Annotated in this window: 19 protein-coding genes and 4 tRNA genes; 19 read left to right on the forward strand and 4 right to left on the reverse strand. The window is 67.6% G+C overall.

What is annotated here, in order from left to right; translation table 11 throughout:
- The first annotated feature begins 14 nt into the window (after positions 1 to 14).
- The 13 genes from EOE66_RS15040 to EOE66_RS15100 all read left to right on the forward strand — a co-directional run bounded on the left by EOE66_RS15040 (position 15) and on the right by EOE66_RS15100 (position 12568).
- Positions 15 to 101 (forward strand) — tRNA-Leu (locus EOE66_RS15040).
- 35 nt (positions 102 to 136) lie between these two features.
- On the forward strand, positions 137 to 1450 hold the full coding sequence (gene tig, locus EOE66_RS15045) for a trigger factor (RefSeq protein WP_128229530.1): 1314 nt from the start codon (positions 137 to 139) through the stop codon (positions 1448 to 1450).
- 31 nt (positions 1451 to 1481) lie between these two features.
- Entirely contained in the window at positions 1482 to 2090 is a 609-nt protein-coding gene (gene clpP / locus EOE66_RS15050) for an ATP-dependent Clp endopeptidase proteolytic subunit ClpP (RefSeq protein WP_054137422.1), read from the forward strand.
- Between the two features lie 178 nt (positions 2091 to 2268).
- Entirely contained in the window at positions 2269 to 3540 is a 1272-nt protein-coding gene (clpX, locus tag EOE66_RS15055; RefSeq protein ID WP_128229531.1) for an ATP-dependent Clp protease ATP-binding subunit ClpX, read from the forward strand.
- A 95-nt stretch (positions 3541 to 3635) separates the two neighbouring features.
- Entirely contained in the window at positions 3636 to 6062 is a 2427-nt protein-coding gene (gene lon, locus EOE66_RS15060; RefSeq protein ID WP_128229532.1) for an endopeptidase La, read from the forward strand.
- Between the two features lie 111 nt (positions 6063 to 6173).
- Positions 6174 to 6249: transfer RNA gene (locus EOE66_RS15065), tRNA-Gly, on the forward strand.
- An 87-nt stretch (positions 6250 to 6336) separates the two neighbouring features.
- Positions 6337 to 6410: transfer RNA gene (locus tag EOE66_RS15070), tRNA-Cys, on the forward strand.
- Positions 6411 to 6483: 73 nt separating this feature from the next.
- Positions 6484 to 6572 (forward strand) — tRNA-Leu (locus tag EOE66_RS15075).
- Positions 6573 to 6784: 212 nt separating this feature from the next.
- Positions 6785 to 7534, forward strand: coding sequence for an electron transfer flavoprotein subunit beta/FixA family protein (locus tag EOE66_RS15080; RefSeq protein ID WP_128229533.1), 750 nt, complete (start codon positions 6785 to 6787; stop codon positions 7532 to 7534).
- A 2-nt stretch (positions 7535 to 7536) separates the two neighbouring features.
- Entirely contained in the window at positions 7537 to 8469 is a 933-nt protein-coding gene (locus tag EOE66_RS15085; protein WP_128229534.1) for an electron transfer flavoprotein subunit alpha/FixB family protein, read from the forward strand.
- A 72-nt stretch (positions 8470 to 8541) separates the two neighbouring features.
- Positions 8542 to 10341 (forward strand): acyl-CoA dehydrogenase, encoded by a 1800-nt coding sequence (locus EOE66_RS15090; RefSeq protein ID WP_128229535.1) that lies wholly within the window; start codon positions 8542 to 8544, stop codon positions 10339 to 10341.
- On the forward strand, positions 10341 to 11318 hold the full coding sequence (locus EOE66_RS15095) for an NAD(P)H-dependent flavin oxidoreductase (protein ID WP_128229536.1): 978 nt from the start codon (positions 10341 to 10343) through the stop codon (positions 11316 to 11318). Before EOE66_RS15090 ends, EOE66_RS15095 begins: the two co-directional genes overlap by 1 nt.
- Positions 11319 to 11326: 8 nt before the next feature.
- Positions 11327 to 12568, forward strand: coding sequence for a metal-dependent hydrolase family protein (locus EOE66_RS15100; RefSeq protein ID WP_128229537.1), 1242 nt, complete (start codon positions 11327 to 11329; stop codon positions 12566 to 12568).
- An 89-nt stretch (positions 12569 to 12657) separates the two neighbouring features.
- Here the strand turns inward: EOE66_RS15100 and EOE66_RS15105 are convergent, their stop codons facing one another.
- The 3 genes from EOE66_RS15105 to EOE66_RS15115 form a co-directional block, all read right to left on the reverse strand.
- Positions 12658 to 14229 (reverse strand): ABC transporter substrate-binding protein, encoded by a 1572-nt coding sequence (locus tag EOE66_RS15105; RefSeq protein ID WP_128229538.1) that lies wholly within the window; start codon positions 14227 to 14229, stop codon positions 12658 to 12660.
- A gap of 77 nt (positions 14230 to 14306) precedes the next feature.
- Positions 14307 to 15020, reverse strand: a complete 714-nt coding sequence (locus EOE66_RS15110) for a PA4824 family protein (protein ID WP_128229539.1) — start codon at positions 15018 to 15020, stop codon at positions 14307 to 14309.
- 28 nt (positions 15021 to 15048) lie between these two features.
- Positions 15049 to 15354 carry a hypothetical protein gene (locus tag EOE66_RS15115; RefSeq protein WP_128229540.1) on the reverse strand — a complete coding sequence of 102 codons (306 nt, stop codon included), beginning with the start codon at positions 15352 to 15354 and terminating at the stop codon, positions 15049 to 15051.
- Positions 15355 to 15612: 258 nt separating this feature from the next.
- Between EOE66_RS15115 and EOE66_RS15120 the strand changes: the two genes are divergently transcribed.
- Genes EOE66_RS15120 through EOE66_RS15145 form a run of 6 tightly spaced genes read left to right on the forward strand, consistent with a single transcriptional unit; the run spans position 15613 to position 24602 of the window.
- Positions 15613 to 18480: a 2-oxoglutarate dehydrogenase E1 component gene (locus EOE66_RS15120; RefSeq protein WP_128229541.1), complete on the forward strand. Its 2868-nt coding sequence runs from the start codon at positions 15613 to 15615 to the stop codon at positions 18478 to 18480.
- Between the two features lie 42 nt (positions 18481 to 18522).
- Entirely contained in the window at positions 18523 to 19785 is a 1263-nt protein-coding gene (gene odhB / locus EOE66_RS15125; RefSeq protein ID WP_128229542.1) for a 2-oxoglutarate dehydrogenase complex dihydrolipoyllysine-residue succinyltransferase, read from the forward strand.
- Positions 19786 to 19795: 10 nt separating this feature from the next.
- Entirely contained in the window at positions 19796 to 21229 is a 1434-nt protein-coding gene (lpdA, locus tag EOE66_RS15130; protein WP_128229543.1) for a dihydrolipoyl dehydrogenase, read from the forward strand.
- A gap of 3 nt (positions 21230 to 21232) precedes the next feature.
- On the forward strand, positions 21233 to 22891 hold the full coding sequence (locus EOE66_RS15135) for a GGDEF domain-containing protein (RefSeq protein WP_128229544.1): 1659 nt from the start codon (positions 21233 to 21235) through the stop codon (positions 22889 to 22891).
- On the forward strand, positions 22888 to 23988 hold the full coding sequence (zapE, locus tag EOE66_RS15140) for a cell division protein ZapE (protein WP_128229545.1): 1101 nt from the start codon (positions 22888 to 22890) through the stop codon (positions 23986 to 23988). The genes EOE66_RS15135 and zapE overlap by 4 nt, the downstream gene beginning before the upstream one ends.
- Positions 23985 to 24602: a hypothetical protein gene (locus EOE66_RS15145; RefSeq protein ID WP_128229546.1), complete on the forward strand. Its 618-nt coding sequence runs from the start codon at positions 23985 to 23987 to the stop codon at positions 24600 to 24602. Before zapE ends, EOE66_RS15145 begins: the two co-directional genes overlap by 4 nt.
- A 63-nt stretch (positions 24603 to 24665) precedes the next feature.
- Here the strand turns inward: EOE66_RS15145 and EOE66_RS15150 are convergent, their stop codons facing one another.
- Entirely contained in the window at positions 24666 to 25433 is a 768-nt protein-coding gene (locus EOE66_RS15150; RefSeq protein WP_128229547.1) for a PP2C family protein-serine/threonine phosphatase, read from the reverse strand.
- Positions 25434 to 25458: the final 25 nt, after the last annotated feature.

The following is a 25458-nucleotide window of genomic DNA, read 5'->3' on the forward strand; positions in this document are numbered from 1 at the left end:
TTCCGGCACCACCTGCGCGGGTGGCGAAATTGGTAGACGCACCAGGTTTAGGTCCTGACGCCTTCACGGGCGTGCGGGTTCGAGTCCCGCCCCGCGCACCAGCCCTGCATCCACAGCCCTTCATCCCAGAGACATCATGGCCGTCCAAGTCGAAACCCTCGAGAAGCTCGAACGCCGCATCACCCTCACGCTGCCGGCAGAGGTCATCAACGGCGAGGTCGAGTCGCGCCTGAAGAAGCTTTCGCGCACCGTCAAGGCCGACGGCTTCCGCCCCGGCAAGGTGCCGATGAGCGTGGTGGCCCAGCGCTATGGCTACCAGGTGCAGTACGAGGTGGTCAACGACCGCGTGGGCCAGAGCTTCAACGACGCCGTCAACGAAGCCCAGCTGCGTGTGGCCGGTATGCCCAAGATCACCCAGAAGGACCAGGCGCCCGAAGGCGCGCTGGCCTTCGACGCCACCTTCGAGGTGTACCCGGAGGTGAAGCTGGGCGACCTGAGCACGGCCGAAGTCGAGCGCATCAGCACCGAAGTGACCGAGGCCGCCATCGACCGCACGGTGGAAATCCTGCGCAAGCAGCGCCGCACCTTCGGCCTGCGTGCCAAGGACGAAGGCGCCATCGAAGGCGACCGCGTCACCATCGATTTCGAAGGCAAGATCGACGGCGAGCCCTTCTCGGGCGGCAAGGCCGAGGCCTTCCAGTTCATCATCGGCGAAGGCCAGATGCTCGAGCAGTTCGACCAGGCCGTGCGCGGCATGAAGGTCGGCGAGAGCAAGACCTTCCCGCTGCAGTTCCCGGCCGACTACCACGGTGCCGATGTCGCCGGCAAGGAAGCCGACTTCCTGGTCACCGTGGGCAAGATCGAAGCGCAGAATCTGCCGGCCGTCGATGAAGCGCTCGCAAAGAGCCTGGGCATCAAGGAAGGCACCGTCGAAGGCCTGCGCGCCGACGTGAAGAAGAACCTCGAGCGCGAGGTCAAGTTCCGCGTGCTGGCCCGCAACAAGGCGGCCGTGATGGACGCCCTGGCCGCCTCGGCCGAACTCGACCTGCCCAAGGCGCTGGTCGAAGCCGAGTCGCAGCGCCTGATCGAAGGCGCACGCGCCGACCTGAAGCAGCGTGGCGTGAAGGATGCCGAGAGCGTGGACATCCCCGCCGACATCTTCAAGCCGCAGGCCGAGCGGCGCGTGCGTCTGGGCCTGGTGGTTTCTGAGCTCGTGCGCCAGCACAAGCTGCAGGCCAGGCCCGAGCAGCTGCAGGCGCACATCGAAGAGCTGAGCCAGAGCTACGAGAAGCCGGCCGAAGTGATGCGCTGGTACCTGGGCGACCGCCAGCGCATGGCCGAGGTGGAAGCCGTGGTGATCGAGAACAACGTGACGGAGTTCGTGCTCGGTCAGGTCAAGGTCAACGACAAGGTGCTACCGTTCGACGAACTCATGACTCAGCAGAACTGAGCCTGACATCCCAGACATCGAGGAAGCCCTGATGAGCGTTCAAGACACCGTCGGCCTGGGCATGGTGCCCATCGTCATCGAGCAATCGGGCCGGGGCGAGCGCGCCTACGACATCTACAGCCGCCTGCTGCGCGAGCGCATCGTGTTCCTGGTGGGCCCGGTGAACGACGCCACGGCCAACCTCGTGGTGGCGCAGATGCTGTTCCTGGAGAGCGAGAACCCCGACAAGGACATCTTTCTCTACATCAACAGTCCCGGCGGCAGCGTGAGCGCCGGCCTGTCGATCTACGACACGATGAACTTCATCAAGCCCGATGTGAGCACGCTGTGCATGGGCATGGCCGCCAGCATGGGCAGCTTCCTGCTGATGGCCGGCGCCAAGGGCAAGCGTTCGGCGCTGCCGAATTCGCGCGTGATGATCCACCAGCCCTCGGGCGGTGCGCAGGGCCAGGCCACCGACATCGAGATCCAGGCGCGCGAGATCATCAAGACGCGCGAGCAGCTCAACCGCATCTACGCCGACCGCACCGGCCAGCCCATCGAGCGCATCGCCGCCGACATGGAGCGCGACAAGTGGCTGTCGCCCGACGAGGCCAAGGAGTACGGCCTCATCGACCAGGTGCTCGACAAGCGCGGCTGAGGCCGAGCCAGAAGCCAGCACCGTTTCCAGGCCCGCCACTGGCGGGCCTGATCATTTCTGTCGGTCGGTGCGGGCGGGTGCAGCCCGGTTTCCAGCCCCCTTTTCCACCCCCTTCGCGGGATGGCACTTCGTCTATGATGCAGTGCATCCCGCGCTCAACCCGTACCCAAGATCACCCATGGCCGACAAGAAGGGCGCCTCTGGCGAAAAGGTTCTCTACTGCAGTTTCTGCGGTAAGAGCCAGCACGAGGTCAAGAAGCTCATCGCCGGACCTTCGGTGTTCATCTGCGACGAGTGCATCGAGCTCTGCAACGACATCATCCGTGACGAGGTGCCTGCCGAAGCGCCCGGCGCCAAGGCTGCCAAGAGCGATCTGCCGGTGCCCAGCGAGATCAAGGCCAGCCTCGATCAATACGTCATCGGGCAAGACGTGGCCAAGCGCACGCTCAGCGTCGCCGTCTATAACCACTACAAGCGCCTGAAGCACATGGGGGCCAACGCCTCCAAGGATGAGGTCGAACTCACCAAGAGCAACATCCTGCTGATCGGCCCCACCGGCAGCGGCAAGACGCTGCTGGCGCAGACGCTGGCGCGGCTGCTGAACGTGCCCTTCGTGATCGCCGATGCCACCACGCTCACCGAAGCTGGTTATGTGGGTGAAGACGTCGAGAACATCATCCAGAAGCTGCTGCAGAACTGCAATTACGACGTCGAGCGTGCGCAGCGCGGCATCGTCTACATCGACGAGATCGACAAGATCAGCCGCAAGGCCGACAACCCCAGCATCACGCGCGACGTCTCGGGCGAGGGCGTGCAGCAGGCGCTGCTGAAGCTGGTGGAAGGCACCATGGCCAGCGTGCCGCCCCAGGGCGGGCGCAAGCACCCCAACCAAGACTTCCTGCAGATCGACACGACGAACATCCTGTTCATCTGCGGTGGCGCTTTCGATGGCCTGGAAAAGGTCATCCAGAACCGCACCGAGAAGAGCGGCATCGGCTTCGCTGCCAGCGTGCACAGCAAGACCGAGAAGCGTGCGGCCGATCTGTTCCGCAATGCCGAGCCGGAAGACCTGATCAAGTTCGGACTGATTCCTGAACTGGTGGGGCGGCTTCCCGTGGTGGCCACCTTGGGAGAACTGACCATCGAGGCGATGGTGCAGATCCTCACCGAACCCAAGAACGCGCTGGTCAAGCAGTACCAGAAGCTGTTCGCCATGGACGGCGTGGAACTGGAGGTGCGCCCCTCGGCACTGACAGCCATCGCCAAGAAGGCCCTGGCGCGCAAGACCGGCGCCCGTGGCCTGCGCTCCATCCTGGAGCATTCGCTGATCGACACCATGTTCGACCTGCCCACACTTGACGGCGTGGCCAAGGTGGTGATCGACGACCACATCGTCGAAGAGGGCGCCAAGCCCCTGCTCGTGTACCGCGAGCAGAAGGCCAGCGCCTGAGGCAGCACCGGGCCGGCCTGCCGCCGGCCGTGAGCGCCTGTCTTGCATTCCTGCTCTCGGGCCCCACGTGGCCTTGAGAAAGAGAGGTTCTCCTTATGTCCGGACATCCCATCCTCCCGCCTGATCCGATCACGCTGCCGCTGCTGCCGCTGCGCGACGTGGTGGTGTTCCCGCACATGGTCATCCCGCTGTTCGTGGGCCGCCCCAAGAGCATCAAGGCGCTGGAAGCCGCGATGGAGCAGGGCCGTCAGATCATGCTCGTGGCCCAGAAGGCCGCAGGCAAAGACGAGCCCAAGGCCGACGACATGTTCGATGTCGGTTGCGTCAGCAGCATCCTGCAGATGCTGAAGCTGCCCGACGGCACCGTGAAGGTGCTGGTCGAAGGCGTGCAGCGTGCCAATACGCGCCGCATTACCGATGACAACGACTACTTCGTCGGCGAGGTCGTCCCCATCCAGCCCGAGGGCGATGCCACGCCCGAGATCGAAGCCCTGCGCCGCGCAGTGACGCAGCAGTTCGACCAGTACGTCAAGCTCAACAAGAAGATCCCGCCCGAGATCCTGACCAGCATCGCCGGGATCGACGACCCGGGTCGCCTGGCCGACACCATCGCCGCGCACCTGCCGCTGAAGCTGGAAGCCAAGCAGGCCGTGCTCGACCTCTTCAGCACCGCCAAGCGCCTGGAAAAGCTGCTCGAACTGCTGGAGCACGAGGTCGACATCCTGCAGGTGGAAAAGCGCATCCGCGGCCGCGTCAAGCGCCAGATGGAGAAGAGCCAGCGCGAGTACTACCTGAACGAGCAGGTCAAGGCCATCCAGAAGGAACTGGGCGACGGCGAGGAAGGTGCCGATCTCGAGGAACTCGAGAAGAAGATCAAGGCCGCGCGCATGAGCAAGGAAGCGCTCAAGAAGGCCGAGAGCGAGCTGAAGAAGCTCAAGCTGATGTCGCCCATGTCGGCGGAAGCCACCGTGGTGCGCAACTTCATCGACACCCTGGTCAACCTGCCCTGGCAGAAGAAGACCAAGATCAAGCACGACCTGGCCAACGCCGAGGACGTGCTGAACGAAGACCACTTCGGCCTTGAAAAGGTCAAGGACCGCATCCTCGAGTACCTCGCGGTGCAGCAGCGTGTGGACAAGGTCAAGGCGCCCATCCTGTGCCTGGTGGGCCCCCCGGGCGTGGGCAAGACCTCGCTCGGTCAGAGCGTGGCACGCGCCACCGGCCGCAAGTTCGTGCGCATGGCCCTGGGCGGCATGCGTGACGAGGCCGAGATCCGCGGCCACCGCCGCACCTACATCGGCAGCATGCCGGGCAAGGTGCTGCAGAGCTTGAGCAAGGTGGGCGTGCGCAACCCGCTCTTCTTGCTGGACGAGATCGACAAGCTCGGCATGGACTTCCGTGGCGACCCCAGCAGCGCGCTGCTGGAAGTGCTGGACCCGGAGCAGAACCACACCTTCAGCGACCATTACGTCGAGGTCGACTTCGACCTGAGCGACGTGATGTTCGTGGCCACCAGCAACAGCATGAACATCCCGCCGGCGCTGCTGGACCGGATGGAAGTGATTCGCCTGGCCGGCTACACCGAGGACGAGAAGCTCAACATCGCCCAGCGTTATCTGCTGCCCAAGCAGGCCAAGAACAATGGCCTGAAGGACGGCGAGATGGAGATCACCGAAAGCGCGTTGCGCGCGGTGCTGCGCTACTACACGCGTGAAGCCGGCGTGCGCTCGCTGGAACGCGAGGTGGGCAAGATCTGCCGCAAGGTCGTCAAGGGCATCACGCTGAAGAAGTACGAGGGCAAGGTCGTCGTCACCGAAGACAACCTCAACGACTTCCTGGGCGTGCGCAAGTACGACTTCGGCCGTGCCGAGAAGTCCAACCAGGTGGGCCAGGTGGTCGGCCTGGCGTGGACGGAAGTGGGCGGCGACCTGCTCACCATCGAGGCCACGGTGATGCCGGGCAAGGGCAACATCATCCGCACCGGTTCGCTGGGCGACGTGATGAAGGAAAGCGTGGAAGCCGCGCGCACCGTGGTGCGCTCACGCGCCCGCCGCCTGGGCCTGAAGGACGAGGTCTTCGAGAAGCGCGACATCCACATCCACGTGCCCGACGGCGCCACGCCGAAAGACGGCCCCAGCGCTGGCGCGGCGATGACCACGGCGCTGGTCTCGGCGCTCAGCGGCATCCCGGTGCGCGCGGATGTGGCGATGACGGGCGAGATCACGCTGCGCGGCGAAGTCACGGCCATCGGTGGCCTGAAGGAAAAGCTGCTCGCGGCCCACCGCGGCGGTGTGAAGACCGTGCTGATCCCCGAAGAGAACGTCAAGGATCTGCAGGACATCCCCGAGAACGCGAAGAACAACCTGGAGATCGTGCCGGTGCGCTGGATCGACCAGGTGCTGCAGATCGCGCTGGAGCGGGTGCCCGAAGCCTTGCCCGACGAGGAAATCGTCGCCAAGGAGGCCGCACCCAAGGCCGAGGTGGTGCCGCCCGTGGGCCCCACCGAGGCTCTGCCGCACTGATGCGACCGGTGGCTCCGGCGCTTGCGCTGGGGCCACTTCTCGGCATAGAATACGAGACTCGCAGCGATCAGGTGGCACTGGTCATGAAGCAGCGAGTGGTTTGAAAGACATGCGGGATTAGCTCAGTTGGTAGAGCGATACCTTGCCAAGGTATAGGTCGAGAGTTCGAGCCTCTTATCCCGCTCCAAATTTCAAAGACAGGGAAGCTTCGGCTTCCCTTCTTTTTGGCCGAGAATGCCAGCACATGCTGGCGCAAAGCCAGCCGCAAGACCCTGGCGCGATAGCAAAGCGGTTATGCAACGGATTGCAAATCCGTCTAGTCCGGTTCGACTCCGGATCGCGCCTCCAGATCTTCTTCGGCAACTGGGCTCCTGACGCGGAGCCCTTCGCCTTTCCAGGGCGCCCACATAATCGCGCGCCAGCCCGGGTGGCGAAATCGGTAGACGCAGCGGACTTAAAATCCGCCACTCCTCACAGGGTGTACGGGTTCGAGTCCCGTCCCGGGCACCACGGTTCCGCGTGGCCTTCGCCCCGGCTCCTTCCCCCTCTCCCAGCCCCTCTGCTTCCAGCGGTTTGTCGCGCCCGCAGCCCGCGTCGGGGCAGCTACGCCACAAAATAGAACGACCGTACTATTTTTTCGTTCCGAAGGGCGCACAGGCGAGGTGCGCCGCCTAGAATGGACTGATTAACGTAAACGTCAACTGAGCGCAGGAGCGTCATTCATGAAGGTGCTGGTGCCCGTGAAGCGGGTGGTCGACTACAACGTCAAGGTGCGCGTCAAGAGCGACGGCACAGGCGTGGACATCGCCAACGTCAAGATGAGCATGAACCCCTTCGACGAGATCGCCGTCGAAGAGGCTGTGCGCCTGAAGGAGAAGGGCGTGGTCACCGAGATCGTGGCCGTCTCCTGCGGCGTCACGCAGTGCCAGGAAACGCTGCGCACGGCGATGGCGATCGGCGCCGACCGCGCCATCCTGGTGGAAACCGATGCCGAACTGCAGCCGCTGGCTGTGGCCAAGCTGCTGAAGGCGCTGGTCGACAAGGAGCAGCCGGGCCTGGTGATCCTGGGCAAGCAGGCCATCGACGACGACTGCAACCAGACCGGGCAGATGCTCGCCGCGCTGGCCGGCCTGCCGCAGGGCACCTACGCCTCGAAGGTGGAAGTGGTCGACGGCGTGGCGACGGTCACGCGCGAGGTCGATGGCGGCCTCGAGACGCTGAAGCTGAAGCTGCCCGCCATCGTGACGACCGACCTGCGCCTGAACGAGCCGCGCTACGTCACGCTGCCCAACATCATGAAGGCCAAGAAGAAGCCGCTGGACGTGGTGAAGCCGGCCGACCTGGGCGTGGACGTGGCGCCGCGCATCCAGACGCTGAAGGTGTCCGAGCCGCCCAAGCGCGGCGCCGGCATCAAGGTGCCCGATGTGGCCACGCTGGTGGCCAAGCTGAAGAACGAAGCCAAGGTGGTCTGAGCATGAGCGTCCTCGTCTTTGCTGAACACGACAACGCGTCTCTGAAGGGCGCGACCCTGAACACCATCACCGCGGCGCTGGCCTGCGGTGGCGACGTGCATGTGCTCGTCGCCGGCCACAACGCCGGCGCTGCTGCCGCCGCCGCCGCGCAGGTGGCCGGCGTGGCCAAGGTGCTGCACGCCGACGCCGCCGGCCTGGACCACGCGCTGGCCGAGAGCAATGCTGCGCAGGTGCTGGCCATCGCGAAGGGTTACAGCCACATCCTCTTCCCGGCCACCGCCGCCGGCAAGAACGTGGCGCCGCGCGTGGCCGCGCTGCTGGACGTGGGCCAGATCAGCGACGCCACCAAGGTCGTCAGCGCCGACACCTTCGAGCGCCCGATCTACGCCGGTAACGCCATCGCCACCGTGCAGAGCGCTGACGCCATCAAGGTGATCACCGTGCGCACCACGGCTTTCGACCCCGCAGCCGCCACTGGGGGCAGCGCCGCTGTGGAAAGCCTGGCTGCCGTGGCTGAAGGCGGCACCTCCACCTACATCGGCAGCGAAATCGCCAAGAGCGACCGCCCCGAACTCACCGCCGCGAAGATCATCGTCAGCGGTGGCCGCGCCCTGGGCAGCAGCGAGAAGTTCAACGAGGTGCTCACGCCGCTGGCGGACAAGCTGGGCGCAGCCCTCGGCGCCAGCCGCGCTGCGGTGGATGCCGGTTACGCGCCCAACGACTGGCAGGTGGGCCAGACCGGCAAGATCGTCGCGCCGCAGCTCTACGTGGCGGTGGGCATCAGCGGGGCCATCCAGCACCTGGCCGGCATGAAGGACAGCAAGGTCATCGTCGCCATCAACAAGGACGCCGAGGCCCCGATCTTCAGCGTGGCCGACTACGGCCTCGAGGCCGATCTCTTCTCGGCCGTGCCCGAGCTGATCGAGAAGCTCTGAACCCAGGGCTGAAACAGGGCGCCTTCGTGGCGCCTTTTTTTCGGCGCCCTTTTTTGCATCCGGAGACACACCATGAGCTACCGAGCCCCCGTCAAGGACATGCTGTTCGTCATGAAGGCGCTCGCCGGCATCGACCACGTGGCCAGCCTGCCCGGCTATGAAGACGCCGGCCTGGACACCGCTGCCGCGGTGCTGGAAGAGTGCGCCAAGTTCAACGAAGGCGTGGTCGCGCCGCTGAACTGGGAGGGCGACCGCAACCCGTCGTTCTTCAAGGACGGCCAGGTCACCACCACGCCCGGCTTCAAGGAAGCCTTCCGCCAGTTCGCCGAGGGCGGCTGGCAGGGCTTGCAGCACCCGGCCGATTTCGGCGGCCAGGGCCTGCCCAAGTTGATCCACGCCGCGTGCAGCGAGATGGTCAACAGCGCCAACATGAGCTTCGCGCTGTGCCCGCTGCTGACCGACGGCGCCATCGAGGCGCTGCTGACCGCCGGCACGCCCGAGCAGCAGGCCACCTACATCCCGAAGATGATCGACGGCAGCTGGACGGGGTCGATGAACCTCACCGAGCCGCAGGCCGGCTCGGACCTCTCGGCCGTGCGCACGCGCGCCGAGCCGCAGCCCGACGGCAGCTACAAGATCTTCGGCACCAAGATCTACATCACCTACGGTGAGCACGACATGGCCGAGAACATCGTCCATCTCGTGCTGGCGCGCGTGGTGGGCGCGCCCGAGGGCGTGAAGGGCATCAGCCTCTTCATCTGCCCGAAGTTCCTCGTGAATGCCGACGGCAGCCTGGGCGCGCGCAACGACGTGCACTGCGTGAGCATCGAGCACAAGCTCGGCATCAAGGCCAGCCCCACGGCCGTCCTGCAGTACGGCGACCACGGCGGTGCGACCGGCTTCCTCGTCGGCCAGGAAAACCGCGGCCTCGAGTACATGTTCATCATGATGAACGCGGCGCGTTACGGCGTGGGCGTGCAGGGCATCGCGCTGGCCGAACGCGCCTACCAGAAGGCCGTGGGCTACGCGCGCGACCGCGTGCAAAGCCGCCCCGTGGATGGCAGCCTGCCCAAGGCCGGCGCCATCCTCCACCACCCCGACGTGCGCCGCATGCTGATGACGATGCGTGCCCACACGGAGGGCTGCCGCGCCATGGCACTCGTGGGCGCTGCAGCTTTCGACGCCGCGCATGCGCACCCCGACGCCGAGGCGCGCCAGCAGAACCAGGCCTTCTACGAATTCCTGGTGCCGCTGATCAAGGGCCTGTCCACCGAGATGTCATTGCAGGTGGCCAGCCTGGGCGTGCAGGTGCACGGCGGCATGGGTTTCATCGAGGAAACCGGCGCGGCGCAGTACCTGCGCGACGCCAAGATCCTGGCCATCTACGAGGGCACCACGGCCATCCAGGCCAACGACCTGGTGGGCCGCAAGACGGCGCGCGACGGCGGCGCGGTGGCACGCGCCATCGCCGGCCAGATCGAGGCCACGGAAGGCGCGTTGAAGGCCCGCCCGAGTGCCGCCTGCCAGGCCATGGCCAAGCGCCTGGGCGCGGCGCGCCGCGCTTTCGAAGACGTCGTGGCCTTCGTCGCCGGCCAGACCAAGGCCTCGCCCAATGCCGTTTTCGCCGGCAGCGTGCCCTACCTGATGATGGCCGGCACCACCATCGCCGGCTGGCAGATGGCGCGTGCGCTGATGGCCGCCGAAGACGAGCTGGCCAGCCCACAGGCCGACACCGACACCGCCTTCCTGCAAGCCAAGATCGCCACCGCGCGCTTCTATGGCGACCACATCCTCAACAAGGTGCCGGCCGAGCGCGACAGCATTGTCGAAGGCGCCGACGCCGTCACCGCCCTGGCCCTGGAGTCCTTCTGATGAGCAAGCTTCCCCCCGCCCTGCAGCGCGTGCCGCTGCCCATCATCGGCTCGCCGCTGTTCATCATCAGCAACCCCAAGCTCGTGATCGAGCAGTGCAAGGCCGGCATCGTGGGCAGCATGCCCGCGCTGAACGCGCGCCCGGCCTCGCAGCTGGACGAGTGGCTGGCCGAGATCACCGAAACCCTGGCCGCCTGGGACCGTGACCACCCCGAGCAGAAGAGCGCGCCCTTCGCCATCAACCAGATCGTGCACAAGAGCAACGACCGGCTCGAGCACGACATGCAGGTCTGCGCGAAGTACAAGGTGCCCATCATCATCACCAGCCTGGGCGCGCGCACCGATGTGAACGACGCCGTGCACAGCTGGGGCGGCATCGTGCTGCACGACATCATCAACAACTTCTTCGCCAAGAAGGCCATCGAGAAGGGCGCCGACGGCCTGATCGCCGTGGCCGCAGGCGCTGGCGGCCATGCGGGCGTGAAAAGTCCGTTTGCGCTGGTGCAGGAAATCCGCGAATGGTTCGACGGCCCGCTGGCGCTCAGCGGCAGCATCGCCACCGGTGATGCCGTGCTGGCCTCGCTGGCGATGGGCGCCGACTTCGCCTACATCGGCAGCGCCTTCATCGCCACGCACGAGGCGCGTGCGGCCGAGGCCTACAAGCAGTGCATCGTCGAGAGCAACAGCGACGACATCGTCTACAGCAACCTCTTCACCGGCGTGCACGGCAACTACCTCAAGCCCAGCATCCGCGCCGCGGGCATGGACCCCGACAACCTGCCCGAGAGCGACCCGAGCGCGATGAACTTCGGCGGTGGCGACAGCGCCAAGAAGGCCTGGAAGGACATCTGGGGCTGTGGCCAGGGCATCGGCGCGGTCAAGGAAGTGCTGCCGGCCGGCGAGCTGGTGGCGCGCCTGAAGCGCGAGCTGCAGGCGGCACGCGAACGCTTGGGTCAGCGCTTGGGCGTGGCGGGCTGAGTGTCCTGATGCGCCGCACCGCGCTGCGCAACGCGCGCCTCTTCGACAGCGCCGCCGGCGTGCTGCGGCCGCACAGCACGCTGGTCATCGAGGGTGAACGGGTGGTCGCAGCCACGCAGGAGCCCATCGCCGTCGACGACGCCGAGGTCATCGACGTGCAGGGCCGCGTGGTGCTGCCGGGCCTGATCGACGCGCACGTGCACGTGGTGGCGGCCTCGCACGACCTGGCGGGCCTGTCGCTGCAGCCGCCTTCGCTGGTGGGCGCGATGTCGGCGCACATCCTGCGGGAGATGCTGCACCGCGGATTCACCACCGTACGTGACGCGGCCGGTGCCGACCACGGCCTGCAGGAGGCCGTGCGCCGCGGCCTCTACGAAGGCCCGCGTCTCTTCATCGCCGGCCAGCCCATCAGCCAGACCGGCGGCCATGCCGACATGCGCCCGCGCGGTGTGCGTGGTGAGGGCTACTTCTGCAGTTGCGCCGGCATGGGCCTGATGGGTGCCATCGCCGACGGCGTGGGCGAGGTGCGGCGCGCCGTGCGCGAGCAGGTGCGCCAGGGCGCCAACCACATCAAGATCATGGCCGGCGGCGGCATCAGCAGCCCCAGCGACCCCATCGACGGCACGCAGTTCTCGATGGAAGAGCTGCGCGCGGCGGTGGAAGAAGCCGAGGCCGCGAACCTGTACGCGCTGGCCCACGCCTACTCGCCGCGTGCCGTGCAGCGCGCGGTGCAGGCGGGTGTGCGCAGCATCGAACACGGCAATCTCGTGGACGAGGCCACGCTGCGCCTGATGAAGACGCACGGCACCTACCTCGTGCCGACGCTGTCCACCTACGCGGCGCTGGCCGAAGAAGGGCAGCGCCTGGGCTGGTCGAGCGCGATGCTGGAGAAGCTGGTCGTGGTGCAGTCCCAGGGCGCCTTGGCCGTGCAGCTGGCCCGCGCCGAGGGCGTGCCCGTGGTCTTCGGCACCGACCTGCTGGGCCACATGCACGGCCGCCAGAACGGCGAGTTCGCGCTGCGTGCCGCCGCGATGAGCCCGGTGGAGGTGCTGCAGAGCGCCACCATCACCGCCGCGCGGTTGATGCGCCAGGAAGGCCAGATCGGCCAGTTGGTGCCCGGCGCCTGGGCCGACCTGCTGGTTGTGGAGGGCGACCCCACGCAAGACCTTGCGCCGCTGGGCGCGCCGGAGCAGGGCATCCGGCTCTTGATGCAGAGTGGCCGCGTGGTGCTTGACCGCATGGCGGCCTGACCCGCCACTCAGCCCGTGCATGAAAAAAAGGCGGCCTGCGGGCCGCCTTTGTCTTGAGGGCCGCTGGCGGGCCGCTGCCCGCCGCCGGCTCACTTCACCGTGGTGAAGCGCATGTGCGGGTTGTCGTTGGAACGGTGCAGCGTGGTCACGTTGGTCTTCATCGCCCACGGCCGCACCTGGTGGTGCAGCGGGATCACCAGCGCTTCGTCCTTGATGCGCAGCAGTGCCTGGCGAATCATCACGTTGCGCTTGGTGACGTCGGGCTCGGCCTTCATCTCGTCGTTCAGCTTGTCGACCACGGGGTCGCTGATGCGGCCGAAGTTGAAGTTGCCGTCGGCGCCGCTGGTGCGCGTGCGGATGAGCGACTGGATGGCGTACTGCGCGTCGTACGTGGCCACGCCCCAGCCCAGCATGTACAGCGAGGTGTCGAAGTTCTGGAACTTCTGGCTGTAGGTGGCGAAGTTCTCCGCCGCCAGCTGCGCCTTCACGCCGATGCGGGCCCACATCGCCACGATGGCCTGGCAGACCTCTTCGTCGTTGACGTAGCGGTTGTTCGGGCAACTGAAGCGCACCTCGAAGCCATTCGGGTAGCCGGCCTCGGCGAGCAGCTTCTTTGCGGCCTCGGTGTCGACCTTGGGCGGCGTGTCGAGATCGGCCGTGTGGCCGTTGACGCCCGGTGCCACGAGGATGCCCGCCGGCACCGACAGGCCGCGCATGATGTTGCGCTGGATGGCCGTCCGGTCGATGCTCATGTTCAGCGCCTGGCGCACACGCTTGTCGGCGAAGGGGTTCTTGCCCTTGACGCTGCTGTACTTCAACTCGGGGCTGCCCACGTCCATCACCAGAAAGATGGTGCGGACTTCCGGGCCTTCCATGACCTTGAGCTTCTTCTCGCTGCGCAGGCGGGCCACGTCCTGCGTGGGGATGTCGGTGAGCAGGTCGACATCGCCCGAGAGCAGGGCCGCCACACGCGTGGGGTCGCTCTTGATGGGCGTGTAGATCACTTCCTTGACGTTGCCACCGGTCTTGTCCCACCAAGCCGGGTTGGCCGTCATGGTCACACGCTGCTCGGGCTGCCAGCCCGTCACGCGGAAGGCGCCGGTGCCGTTGACGTTGCGCGAGGCGAAGTTCTCTTCCTTGGCCTTGTAGTCCTGGACGTTGGCGCTCTTGTTCTTCTCGGCCCAGCCCTTGCTCATGATGAAGAAGTAGGCCAGGTTGCGCAGCAGGATGGGCGAGGGCGCGGCCAAGATCAGATCGACGGTGTGGCTGTCGATCTTCTTCACCTCGTTGATGCCGGTGACGTAGATGCCCATCGTGCCCTGCGGCTGCTTGATGCGGCCGAAGCTGAAGACCACGTCGTCGGCGGTGAAGGGCGAGCCGTCGTGGAACTTCACGCCCTTGCGCAGTTCGAAGCGCACCTGCGTCGGGCTGATGAAGGTCCACTTGGTGGCCAGCGAGGGCTCGATCTCGTAGGTGGCGCTGTAGCGCGTGAGCCCCTCGTAGGCATGCGCAAGCACCGTGTTGGTGGTGGCATGGTTCTGCGAGTGCGGGTCCATGGTCAGGATGTCGTTCTGCGCGGCCCAGCGCACGGTCTGCGCATGGGCGGGCAGGGCCAGGGCCAGCGTGACTGCGGCGGCGGCCACCAGGGCGTGGAGTTTCATCGGCGGTGTCCTCGAAGGATGGGAACTGAACCGCCTATGCTACGGAAACGCGCGCCCTGCCTGCGCGCGGAACGGTTTCAGAAGCTGAGCTTCGCACCCACGCTGAGGCGTTGGGGCCGCCCGCCGGCGATCTGGCGCCCAAAGGCGATGTCGAGCGTCACGCGCTCCGGCACCGCGCTCCAGCGCAGCCCCAGGTTCCACCAGGGCGCCTCGCGGTCATCCCCGTAAAGCTCTCCGGCCACGGCCCAGTCTGCGCCTGCAGCCTGTTCCAGCCCCACGCCCCAGCCGGTGCTGCCTTGCCGCGCGGCGGCATCACGCACGTGGGCGAGGTTCACCACCAGTTGGCGGCCGGGTGCGAGTTCCATGCCGGCGAGCAGAGCCACGCTGGTCTCGGCATGACGCCAGCCGGTGCCCGGGCTGCGTTGCCAGGCCAGGCCCCAGCCCAGGGCGAGCGGCACCGGGGCGTCGGCGGCGGTGAGCGCCGTCTTGCCCACAAGGGCCAGGCCGCGTGTGCGCTCGGGTCCGGCGCGCTCTTGCGAGGTGGCCAGCGCGATCTGGCTTTGCAGCCCCAGGCCGCAACCGATCTGCAGCGATTGCGCCCGCACGGCTTCGGTGCCTGGGGCGCGGTCGCGGCCGAGCACGGCCTCCGCTTCGCAATCGCCGCGCTCCAGCACGCCCGGGTCGTCGGTCACCAGGGGGCGTGCGGCATGGCCGGGCAGGCTGGCCAGGGCGCCGCACAGGCCGGCGATGGCAGCCCAACCCGGGCTCTTGGCTTTGGAGGCATGGCGCATCGCGGGCTCCTGTCAGATGGCGGTGGGTTCAGGTGGTTTGCAGTTCGGCATCGCAGCCCTGCTGTGCGGCGATCCAGCGGCGCACCAGGGCCTGCGCCCATCGCGCCGGCAGCCAGGGCAGGTGGCGCGCGGGATCGGTCAGGACACCGCACCGGTACTGACCGGCCTCAGACTGCCAGCGCAGTGCCGCGCAGCGGCCGCGGGTCCGCCGGCTGACCCACATGCCCAGCGGGCAGGGTTCGGCAGCACAGCACAGGCCACAGCCGTTGCAGGGCTGGCCGGTGGAGGGCTTGGCGGGCGCATCGGCGCGCAGCAGGATGGTGCGGGGGCGCATGGCCAGGGCAGTGTCGGGCAGGCGCCACCGCGGCTGTCAGCAAAACAAAGGGGTCGCAGGCGTCCAATTGCACGCGGAAGGTGCGCAAGTCGGGGTGTTAGAGTGACGGTCTGAACAAACGGTCCTTCCCGTCCCCTTGTCGGCATGTCATGTGCGGACAAGGCGGGTCGCTAGTCCGCTTGCCCGGTGCAGCCGGCGTCGCGGAAGGTTGATCAACCCATCGGAGCCTTGGAAACCAGGGCGAAAGGTGAGCGAAAGATGATGCAGCAATACAGGTCCAACTCGTACCTGTTCGGGGGCAACGCCCCTTACGTGGAAGAGTTGTACGAGGCCTACCTCGACAACCCCGGCAGCGTGCCCGAGAACTGGCGCACGTACTTCGACAACCTGCAGCACGTGCCGGCCACCGATGGCAGCACCGCGCGCGATGTCGCCCACGCCCCCGTCGTCGAGTCGTTCGCGCAGCGCGCCAAGGCCAACGCCTTCGCGCTGAAGGCCAGCGAAGCCGACCTGGCCGTCGCCCGCAAGCAGGTGCACGTGCAGTCGCTGATTGCCGCCTACCGCTTCCTGGGCAGCCGCTGGGCCGATCTCGACCCCTTGAAGCGCACCGAGCGCCCCAAGATCCCCGAACTCGAGCCGTCGTTCTACGACCTCACCGAGTCGGACATGGACATCACCTTCTCGGCTGCCAACACCTACTTCACCAAGGCCGAGAACATGAGCCTGCGCGAGATCGTGCAGGCCCTGCGTGAGACCTACTGCCGCACCATCGGCGCCGAGTTCATGCACTGCACCGACCCGGCCGAGAAGCGCTGGTGGCAGGAGCGCCTGGAGTCGCGCCGCAGCACGCCCAACTTCAGCGCCGATGAGAAGAAGCACATCCTCGACCGCCTGACCGCCGCCGAAGGCCTGGAGCGCTACCTGCACACCAAGTACGTCGGCCAGAAGCGCTTCAGCCTGGAAGGTGGCGAGAGCTTCATCGCCAGCATGGACGAGGTGGTGCAGCGCGCCGGCACCAACGGCGTGCAGGAGATCGTCATCGGCATGGCCCACCGCGGCCGCCTGAACGTGCTCGTCAACACCTTGGGCAAGATGCCGGCCGACCTCTTCGCCGAGTTCGACCACACGGCCAAGGAAGACCTGCCCGCCGGCGACGTGAAGTACCACCAGGGCTTCAGCAGCGATGTCACCACCCCCGGGGGCCCGGTGCACCTGAGCCTGGCCTTCAACCCCAGCCACCTGGAGATCGTGAACCCGGTGGTCGAGGGCAGCGTGAAGGCGCGCATGGAACGCCGCGGCGACAAGGAAGGCAACCAGGTGCTGCCCGTGCTGGTGCACGGCGACGCCGCCTTCGCAGGCCAGGGCGTGGTGATGGAGACGCTGGCGCTGGCACAGACGCGTGGCTACTACACCGGCGGCACGGTTCACCTGGTGATCAACAACCAGATCGGCTTCACCACCAGCGACCCGCGAGACAGCCGCAGCACGCTGTACTGCAGCGACGTGGTGAAGATGATCGAAGCCCCCGTGCTGCACGTGAACGCCGACGACCCCGAGGCCGTGGTGTGGTGCACGCAGCTGGCCATGGACTACCGCCAGCAGTTCAAGAAGGACGTGGTGGTCGACATCATCTGCTTCCGCAAGCTGGGCCACAACGAGCAGGACACGCCCTCGCTCACCCAGCCGCTGATGTACAAGAAGATCGCCCAGCACCCGGGCACGCGCAAGCTCTACGGCGACAAGCTCGTGGCCCAGGGCGTGCTGCAGGCCGAAGGCGCCAACAGCCCCGACGGTATGGTCAAGGCCTACCGCGCCGCCATGGACGAAGGCCGCCACACCGTGGACCCGGTGCTGACCAACTTCAAGAGCAAGTACGCGGTCGACTGGGCGCCCTTCCTCGGCAAGAAGTGGACAGACGCGGCTGACACCGCGCTGCCGCTGGCCGAGATCAAGCGCCTGAGCGAGCGCCTGACCACCATCCCCAGCACTTTCAAGGTGCACCCGCTGGTGGAGAAGGTCATCGCCGACCGCGCAGCGATGGGCCGCGGCGAGATCAACGTCGACTGGGGCATGGGCGAGACGCTGGCCTATGCCTCGCTGGTGGCCAGCGGCTACGCCGTGCGCCTGAGCGGTGAAGACTGCGGGCGGGGTACCTTCGTGCACCGCCACGCGGTGCTGCACGACCAGAACCGCGAGAAGTGGGACACCGGCACCTACGTGCCGCTGCAGAACGTGGCCGAAGGCCAGGCGCCCTTCGTCGTCATCGACTCGCTGCTCTCGGAAGAAGCCGTGCTGGGCTTCGAGTACGGCTACGCCGCCGCCGAGCCCAACACGCTGACGATCTGGGAAGCGCAGTTCGGCGACTTCGCCAACGGCGCGCAGGTGGTGATCGACCAGTTCATCGCCAGCGGCGAGGTGAAGTGGGGCCGCGTCAACGGCCTGACGCTGATGCTGCCGCACGGCTACGAGGGCCAGGGCCCAGAGCACAGCAGCGCCCGGCTGGAGCGCTTCATGCAGCTGGCGGCTGACAACAACATGCAGATCGTGCAGCCCACCTCGGCCAGCCAGATCTTCCACCTGCTGCGCCGGCAGATGGTGCGGCAGTTCCGCAAGCCGCTGATCATCTTCACGCCCAAGAGCCTGCTGCGCAACAAGGACGCCACCAGCCCGCTGACCGAGTTCACCAAGGGTGAGTTCAAGACCGTCATCGGCCCGGCCCGCGCCGAGGTGGAAGGCGACAAGGTCAAGCGCGTGATCTGCTGCTCGGGCAAGGTCGCCTACGACCTGATCAAGAAGCGTGACGAGAAGAAGGCCTGGGACGTGGCCATCGTGCGCGTGGAGCAGCTCTACCCGTTCCCGCACAAGGCCTTCGCGGCCGAGATGAAGCGCTTCCCGAACGCCACCGAGATCGTCTGGTGCCAGGACGAGCCGCAGAACCAGGGCGCCTGGTTCTTCGTGCAGCACTACGTGCACGAGAACATGCTCGACGGGCAGAAGCTGGGTTACGCCGGCCGCCCGGCCAGCGCCTCGCCGGCCGTGGGTTACAGCCACCTCCACCAAGAGCAGCAGAAGGCGCTGCTCGATCAGGCCTTCGGCAAGCTCAAGGGCTTCGTGCTCACCAAGTGAGCCGTGCTGTCGCCCGCCCAGAACAAACATCCGAGATAGACCATGTCAATTGTTGAAGTGAAGGTTCCGCAGCTCTCTGAATCGGTGGCCGAGGCCACGCTGCTGCAGTGGAAGAAGAAGCCGGGCGACGCCGTCGCCATGGACGAGATCCTCATCGAGGTGGAAACCGACAAGGTGGTGCTGGAAGTGCCGGCGCCCGCCGCCGGCGTGCTGGCCGAGATCGTGCAGGCCGATGGCGCCACCGTCACGGCCGAGCAGCTGATCGCCCGCATCGACACCGCCGCCAAGGCCGGCGCGGCCGCCCCGGCTGCTGCGCCTGCAGCACCGGCGGCCGCGCCCGTGGCTGCTGCCGCTGCTGCGCCGGCTTCCGCCAGCAAGGCCGGCGTGGCCATGCCCGCCGCCGCCAAGCTGATGGCCGACAACAGCCTGGCCGCTGGCTCCGTGGCCGGCACCGGCAAGGACGGCCGCGTGACCAAGGGCGATGTGCTCGGTGCGCTGGCCGCACCGGCGCCCGCGGCAGCCCCGGTGGCCGCGCCGAAGGCTGCTGCCCCCACCGCCGCGCCGCTGCAGCAGGTGGCCGCGCCCATCGGCAACAGCCTGGGCGAGCGCCCTGAGCAGCGCGTGCCGATGAGCCGCCTGCGCGCCCGCATCGCCGAGCGCCTGGTGCAGAGCCAGAGCACCAACGCCATCCTGACCACGTTCAACGAAGTGAACATGGCGCCGGTGATGGAGATGCGCAAGAAGTTCCAGGAGAAGTTCGAGAAGGAGCACGGCTGCAAGCTGGGCTTCATGAGCTTCTTCGTGAAGGCGGCCGTGGCGGCGCTGAAGAAGTACCCCATCGTCAACGCCAGCGTCGACGGCAACGACATCGTCTACCACGGCTACTTCGACATCGGCATCGCCGTGGGCAGCCCGCGCGGCCTGGTGGTGCCGGTGCTGCGCAACGCCGACCAGATGAGCTTTGCCGACATCGAGAAGAAGATCGCCGAGTTCGGGCAGAAGGCCAAGGACGGCAAGCTCGGCATCGAAGAGCTGACTGGCGGCACCTTCAGCATCAGCAACGGCGGCACCTTCGGCAGCATGCTGAGCACGCCGATCATCAACCCGCCGCAGAGCGCCATCCTGGGCGTGCACGCCACGAAAGACCGCGCAGTCGTCGAGAACGGCCAGGTCGTGGTGCGCCCGATGAACTACCTGGCGATGAGCTACGACCACCGCATCATCGACGGCCGCGAAGCCGTGCTGGCGCTGGTGGCCATGAAGGACGCGCTGGAAGACCCGGCCCGCCTGCTGTTCGACATCTGAAGCCACGACGATGAGCACCAAGAACTTCGACGTCATCGTCATCGGTGGCGGTCCTGGCGGCTACATCGCCGCCATCCGTGCCGCGCAGCTGGGCTTCAACGTGGCCTGCATCGACGAGTGGAAAAACGGCAAGGGCGGCCCGGCTCCGGGCGGCACCTGCACCAACGTCGGCTGCATCCCCAGCAAGGCGCTGCTGCAGAGCAGCGAGCACTATGAGCACGCCGGCCACGCCTTCGCCGACCACGGCATCGGCCTGAAGGACCTGAGCATCGACGTCAAGAAGATGCTGGCCCGCAAGGACGGCGTCGTGAAGCAGAACAACGACGGCATCCTCTACCTCTTCAAGAAGAACAAGATCGCGTTCTTCCACGGCCGCGGCAGCTTCGTGAAGGCCACCGAAGGCGGCTACGAGATCGCCGTCAACGACGAGGTGCTGCTCGGCAAGCAGGTGGTGCTGGCCACGGGCTCCAACGCCCGCGCGCTGCCCGGCACGCCTTTCGACGAAGAGTTCGTGCTCAGCAACGACGGCGCGCTGCGCATCGGCGAGGTGCCGGCCAAGCTGGGTGTCATCGGCTCGGGCGTCATCGGCCTGGAGATGGGCAGCGTCTGGCGCCGCCTGGGCGCCGAAGTGACGGTGCTCGAAGGCCTGCCCACCTTCCTGGGCGCGGTGGACGAGCAGATCGCGAAAGAAGCGCACAAGGCGTTCACCAAGCAGGGCCTGAAGATCGAGCTGGGTGTGAAGGTCGGCGAGATCGCCGTCACCGGCAAGGGTGCCAAGAAGGGCGTGAGCGTGGCCTACACCAACGCCAAGGGCGAGGCGCAGACGCTGGCGGTGGACAAGCTCATCGTCAGCATCGGTCGCGTGCCCAACACCATCGGCCTGAACGCCGAAGCCGTGGGCCTGAAGCTCGACGAGCGCGGCGCCATCGTGGTGGACGACGAATGCCGCACCAACCTGCCCGGCGTGTGGGCCGTGGGTGACGTGGTGCGCGGCCCCATGCTCGCGCACAAGGCCGAGGAAGAAGGCGTGGCGGTGGCCGAGCGCATCGCCGGCCAGCATGGCCACGTGAACTTCAACACCATCCCGTGGGTGATCTACACCAGCCCGGAAATCGCCTGGGTGGGCCAGACCGAGCAGCAGCTCAAGGCCGCGGGCCGCGCCTACAAGGCCGGCACATTCCCCTTCCTGGCGAACGGCCGAGCTCGCGCGCTGGGTGACACCACCGGCATGGTCAAGTTCCTGGCCGATGCCGCCACCGACGAGATCCTGGGCGTGCACATCGTCGGCCCCATGGCCAGCGAGCTGATCAGCGAGGCCGTGGTCGCGATGGAGTTCAAGGCCAGTGCCGAGGACATCGCGCGCATCTGCCACGCGCACCCGAGCTTGAGCGAAGCCACGAAGGAAGCGGCGCTGGCCGTCGACAAGCGCACGCTGAACTTCTGAACCATGCCCGACGGCGCTGCCGACAGCCCGCTGCCGCCTGCCTTGCGGCAGGCGAGGCACGAGGTGGCCGCGGCGCGGTTCGGGCCTGCCAGGGCCCTGGCCGCGCCTGTTTTCCACGCTGCTCGCGACCGGGGCGACTGGCCCGTGGCGGCCGACGCGGCGCTGCTCCTGGGCCGCGCTTGCGGCAACCAGCGCGAAAGTGTGGAGGCGCTGCGCTGGGCGCACGAAGCCCTGCAGGCCTCCACGCGCGCACAGCGCCCCGACCTGGCTTGTGCGAGCTGGGTGGAGATCGCCCGCGAACAGGCGCGCGAGGACCGTGGTGCGCTGGCGCAGCAAGCGGTGGAGGAGGCCCTGGCCCTGGTGCCGAATCTGGCCGATGCCGATGTGCTGGAGCAGGTCTACAGCGGCCTCACCGCCGTCTACAGCGACCTCGGGCTCACCGTGCTGGCGGTGTCCTGCGCGCGGCACGCGCTCGCCTACGCCGAAGGCAGCGACGACGTGGCGCGCCGCTGCATGGCGCGCACCAACTTCCTGATCATCGGTGCCGTGGCCTGCGAGCAGGGGCTGGAGCCTGACCCCGAGGGCACGCAGCGCCTGTTGGCCGAACTTCTGCCGCATCTCGACACCTTGCGGACCGAAGTGCCGCAGGTCGCTTCCCCGCTGGCAGAAGCTCGTCTGCTGCGCGTGGTGGCGCCGCTGGCCCTGTGCGAGCAGCGATTGGCCGATGCGCTGGCGGCCTTCGAGGCCTTGAGCCAGCGCGCCGATGAACTGCCGGCACCCCTGGCATGTTCGGCCTGGATCGAACTCGGCCTGCTCAGGCGGCGCCTGGGTGACGAGGCCGGGGCGCGGGACTGTGGCCGGCGCGCCGAGGCGCGCAACCCGGTGCCCGACGCACCCCGGCGCTGGATGGACCTGCGCCGCCTCTCGCTGATCAAGGACCTCCTCGGCCAGCCGCAGGAAGCGCTGGCGCTGCTGCGCCGCAGCCAGGACCGCAGGCACTTCCTGGTGATGTCGGCGCTGGAGTCGCGCGCCGCTGCGCTCAGCGTGCGCCTGGACCAGCAGATGCTGCGCGTGGAGAACGAAGACCTGCGTCGATCCAACGCGACGCTGCGCGCCAGCATGGCCCACGTCTCGCAACTGGCCGCCACCGACCCCCTCACGGGTCTGCTGAACCGGCGCGGCCTGGAGCCGATCTGGGCCGATCTGATCGGGCAGGCGGATGGGCGCTGCGTGCTGGGCCTGCTCGACATCGACCACTTCAAGCGCGTCAACGACCAGCATTCGCACATCGCCGGCGACACCGTGCTGCGCGTGGTGGCCAGGCTGATGGGGCAGGAACTGCGCGGCGGCGATCAGATCGCCCGCTACGGCGGCGAGGAGTTTGCCGTGCTGCTGACAGGCCCCGATGCCGCGGCAGCCCGCGCGGTCTTCGATCGGGTGCGGCGTGCGGTGGAGCGTCATGACTGGACACGCATCGCGCCGGGGCTGGCTGTCACCTTGAGTGCTGGCGTGGTGGCCGTGCGCGAAGGCGAGCCGTTCGAGGAAGCGGTGGCACGCGCGGACCTGCTGCTCTACGCGGCCAAAGCGGCAGGTCGCAACCGCGTGATGGACGCGTTGGACGGCAGGCCCGGCGGGTTGCCGCCAGGCCAGGAAACCCCATGAGTGACGTTGAACGCCTGTACCGGCAGGCCCTGGCTGAACGCGGCTACCAGGCCGATGCAGCGCAATTGCGCGCCATCGAGGCCCTGGCGCGCTGTGAAGCCGAATGGGCCGACTACAAGGCCCGCCGCGGCAACGCGCTGACCAAGCTGCTGCGTCGCCCGCCCATCCCGCGCGGCGTCTACATGTATGGTGGTGTCGGCCGCGGCAAGAGCTTCCTGATGGACTGCTTCTTCCAGGCCGTGCCCCTGCAGCGCAAGACGCGGCTGCACTTCCACGAGTTCATGCGCGAGGTGCACCGCGAACTGCAGGAGCTCAAGGGAATGGCCGACCCGCTGGACGAGTTGGGAGCGCGCATCGCGCGGCGATTCAGGCTCATCTGCTTCGACGAGTTCTTCGTGGCCGACGTCACCGACGCGATGATCCTGCATCGCCTGCTCGCGGCCCTGTTCGCCAACCGCGTGAGCATCATCGCGACCTCGAACTTCCACCCCGACGGTCTCTACCCCAACGGCCTGCACCGCGACCGCATCCTGCCCGCCATCGAACTGCTGAAGCAGCAGCTGGAAGTGGTGAACGTCGATGCCGGCACCGATTACAGGCAGCAGACGCTGGCGCGCATCGACATGCTGCACTGCCCGCTGGGGCCCGAGGCCGAAGCCGCGATGGAGCGTGCCTTCGAACAGCTCGCAGAGGCACGCGACGAAGCGCCGGTGATGAGCATCGAGCACCGCGAGATCCGCGCCGTGCGCCGTGCTGGCGGCGTGGTGTGGTTCGATTTCCGCACACTGTGCGGCGGGCCCCGCTCGCAGAACGATTACCTGGAAATCGCCTCGCGCTTCCACACCGTGCTGCTGAGCAACGTGCCGCTGATGCCGCCGCGCCTGGCCAGCGAGGCGCGCCGCTTCACCTGGCTGGTGGATGTGCTCTACGACCGCCGCGTCAAGCTGGTGATGAGTTGTGCCGTGCCGCCCGAGCAGCTGTACACCGAGGGCCCGCTGGCGCACGAGTTTCCGCGCACCGTCTCGCGGCTGCACGAGATGCAGAGTGCCGAGTTCCTGGCGCTGGCGCGCCGCGAAGTGGACACTTCGCTGACATGAGGCGCCTGACGCTGTGCCTGCTCTGTGTGTTGCAAGGCGCCGCAACGGCCGCCCCGGCGGAGGCCGCTTCGGCCCCGCGTGAACAGGTGCGTGCGCGCCTGCAGGCCGAGCGTGAACGCATCGAGGCCCGGTTTGCGGCCGACATGGCCGCCTGCGCCGAGCGTTTTGCCGTCACCGCCTGTGCCGACGAAGCGCGTGAGCGGCGCCGGCAGGCCTTGAGCGCGCCGCGCGCCGAAGGCCTGGCCTTGGACGACCTGGAGCGGCGTGAACGCGCGGCTGCACGCCGTGCCGCGGTGCAGGCCAAGCAGCGCGAGGCGGCGCAGCGCGTCGCCCCAGCCGCGTCGGCCGCGCTGGCCGCGGCCGCGCCGGCTTCTGCGCCGCGCCAGCCGCCGCCGCCACCCCGGCCGCCCGGGCCCACCGCGGCAGAACGCCAGGCCGACAAGGCCCGGGCCGCCTCTGCGGCTGCCGCCACCGCGCAGCAGCGCGCCGAGGCCGCGCGTGAGCGCCGGGCGCAGGCCGAGGCCACGCAGGCCCGCATCCAGCAGCGCCAGGCCGAACGTGAACGCAGGGGCCGCGTGGCGGCCCCGCTGCCGGTGCCGGCAGCCTCGCGTTGAGATCGGGTGGGTTGGCGCCGCTCCGGCAGGCCCGGCGGGCACGCGTCCGCCGGCCTTTGCGCGTCAGCGCAGCGGGTCGACGCGCGCCAGCGCCAGAGAAAGGTTGTCGCCGCCGCCCCGGGCGCGCTGGCGTGCCTTGCTGATCAGCATCTCGCTGGCCTCGCGCGGAGGCAGGGCGTGCAGGATGGCACCGATCTCCTTCGGGGTGAAGTAGTGCCACAGGCCGTCACTGCAGGCCAGCATGGTGTCGCCGAATTCCAGGCGCTCGATATGCCACAGCGCCACGGGCGGATCGGAGTGCGTGCCCAGGCAGCCCGTGAGCAGGTTGCTCTGCGGGTGCGTGTTGGCGGCCTCTTCGCTGATCTTGCCCTCGTCGACGAGGCGTTGCACGAAGGAATGGTCGACCGTGCGGCGCATCATCTCTGCGCCGCGGAAGTGATACACGCGGGAATCGCCTGCATGCACCACGTCGCACTCCAGCGTGGGCGAGATGCAGAAGGCGGCCACCGTGCTGTGCGGCTCTTCTTCGGAGGTGATGGCCGTCAGCTTGATCATCAGGTGCGACTCCAGGACCACCTGGCGCAGCATCTCGGCAGCGTCGTCTTGCGTGGGCGAGAAGCGTTCGAAGATCTGCCGGCCCGTCATCAGCACCTGGTCGGCGGCCTTGCGCCCGCCGCTCTTGCCGCCCATGCCATCGGCCACCAGGGCCAGCACGGCGCCGGTCACCTTGGGGTGGGCGATGATTTCCACCTGGTCCTGCTGGTAGGCGCGGTCACCGCGGTGCAAGCCGGTGGCGGCACTGAATCTGAACGCTGCGGTGGGGAGGGCCATGTCACGAATATAAACTCGGCTCAGC

Source organism: Rubrivivax rivuli (assembly GCF_004016505.1).
GTDB classification, from domain to species: domain Bacteria; phylum Pseudomonadota; class Gammaproteobacteria; order Burkholderiales; family Burkholderiaceae_C; genus Rubrivivax; species Rubrivivax rivuli.

Excerpts from the sequence above, each read along its gene's own strand:
- EOE66_RS15110 (WP_128229539.1), bottom strand. The coding sequence starts at position 15,020 with ATGCGCCATGCCTCCAAAGCCAAGAGCCCGGGTTGGGCTGCCATCGCC.
- clpP (WP_054137422.1), top strand. The coding sequence starts at position 1,482 with ATGAGCGTTCAAGACACCGTCGGCCTGGGCATGGTGCCCATCGTCATC.
- odhB (WP_128229542.1), top strand. The coding sequence starts at position 18,523 with ATGTCAATTGTTGAAGTGAAGGTTCCGCAGCTCTCTGAATCGGTGGCC.
- EOE66_RS15150 (WP_128229547.1), bottom strand. The coding sequence starts at position 25,433 with ATGGCCCTCCCCACCGCAGCGTTCAGATTCAGTGCCGCCACCGGCTTG.
- EOE66_RS15105 (WP_128229538.1), bottom strand. The coding sequence starts at position 14,229 with ATGAAACTCCACGCCCTGGTGGCCGCCGCCGCAGTCACGCTGGCCCTG.
- tig (WP_128229530.1), top strand. The coding sequence starts at position 137 with ATGGCCGTCCAAGTCGAAACCCTCGAGAAGCTCGAACGCCGCATCACC.
- EOE66_RS15095 (WP_128229536.1), top strand. The coding sequence starts at position 10,341 with ATGAGCAAGCTTCCCCCCGCCCTGCAGCGCGTGCCGCTGCCCATCATC.
- EOE66_RS15120 (WP_128229541.1), top strand. The coding sequence starts at position 15,613 with ATGATGCAGCAATACAGGTCCAACTCGTACCTGTTCGGGGGCAACGCC.
- zapE (WP_128229545.1), top strand. The coding sequence starts at position 22,888 with ATGAGTGACGTTGAACGCCTGTACCGGCAGGCCCTGGCTGAACGCGGC.
- EOE66_RS15080 (WP_128229533.1), top strand. The coding sequence starts at position 6,785 with ATGAAGGTGCTGGTGCCCGTGAAGCGGGTGGTCGACTACAACGTCAAG.
- EOE66_RS15145 (WP_128229546.1), top strand. The coding sequence starts at position 23,985 with ATGAGGCGCCTGACGCTGTGCCTGCTCTGTGTGTTGCAAGGCGCCGCA.
- EOE66_RS15090 (WP_128229535.1), top strand. The coding sequence starts at position 8,542 with ATGAGCTACCGAGCCCCCGTCAAGGACATGCTGTTCGTCATGAAGGCG.
- EOE66_RS15115 (WP_128229540.1), bottom strand. The coding sequence starts at position 15,354 with ATGCGCCCCCGCACCATCCTGCTGCGCGCCGATGCGCCCGCCAAGCCC.
- clpX (WP_128229531.1), top strand. The coding sequence starts at position 2,269 with ATGGCCGACAAGAAGGGCGCCTCTGGCGAAAAGGTTCTCTACTGCAGT.
- lon (WP_128229532.1), top strand. The coding sequence starts at position 3,636 with ATGTCCGGACATCCCATCCTCCCGCCTGATCCGATCACGCTGCCGCTG.
- lpdA (WP_128229543.1), top strand. The coding sequence starts at position 19,796 with ATGAGCACCAAGAACTTCGACGTCATCGTCATCGGTGGCGGTCCTGGC.
- EOE66_RS15100 (WP_128229537.1), top strand. The coding sequence starts at position 11,327 with ATGCGCCGCACCGCGCTGCGCAACGCGCGCCTCTTCGACAGCGCCGCC.
- EOE66_RS15085 (WP_128229534.1), top strand. The coding sequence starts at position 7,537 with ATGAGCGTCCTCGTCTTTGCTGAACACGACAACGCGTCTCTGAAGGGC.
- EOE66_RS15135 (WP_128229544.1), top strand. The coding sequence starts at position 21,233 with ATGCCCGACGGCGCTGCCGACAGCCCGCTGCCGCCTGCCTTGCGGCAG.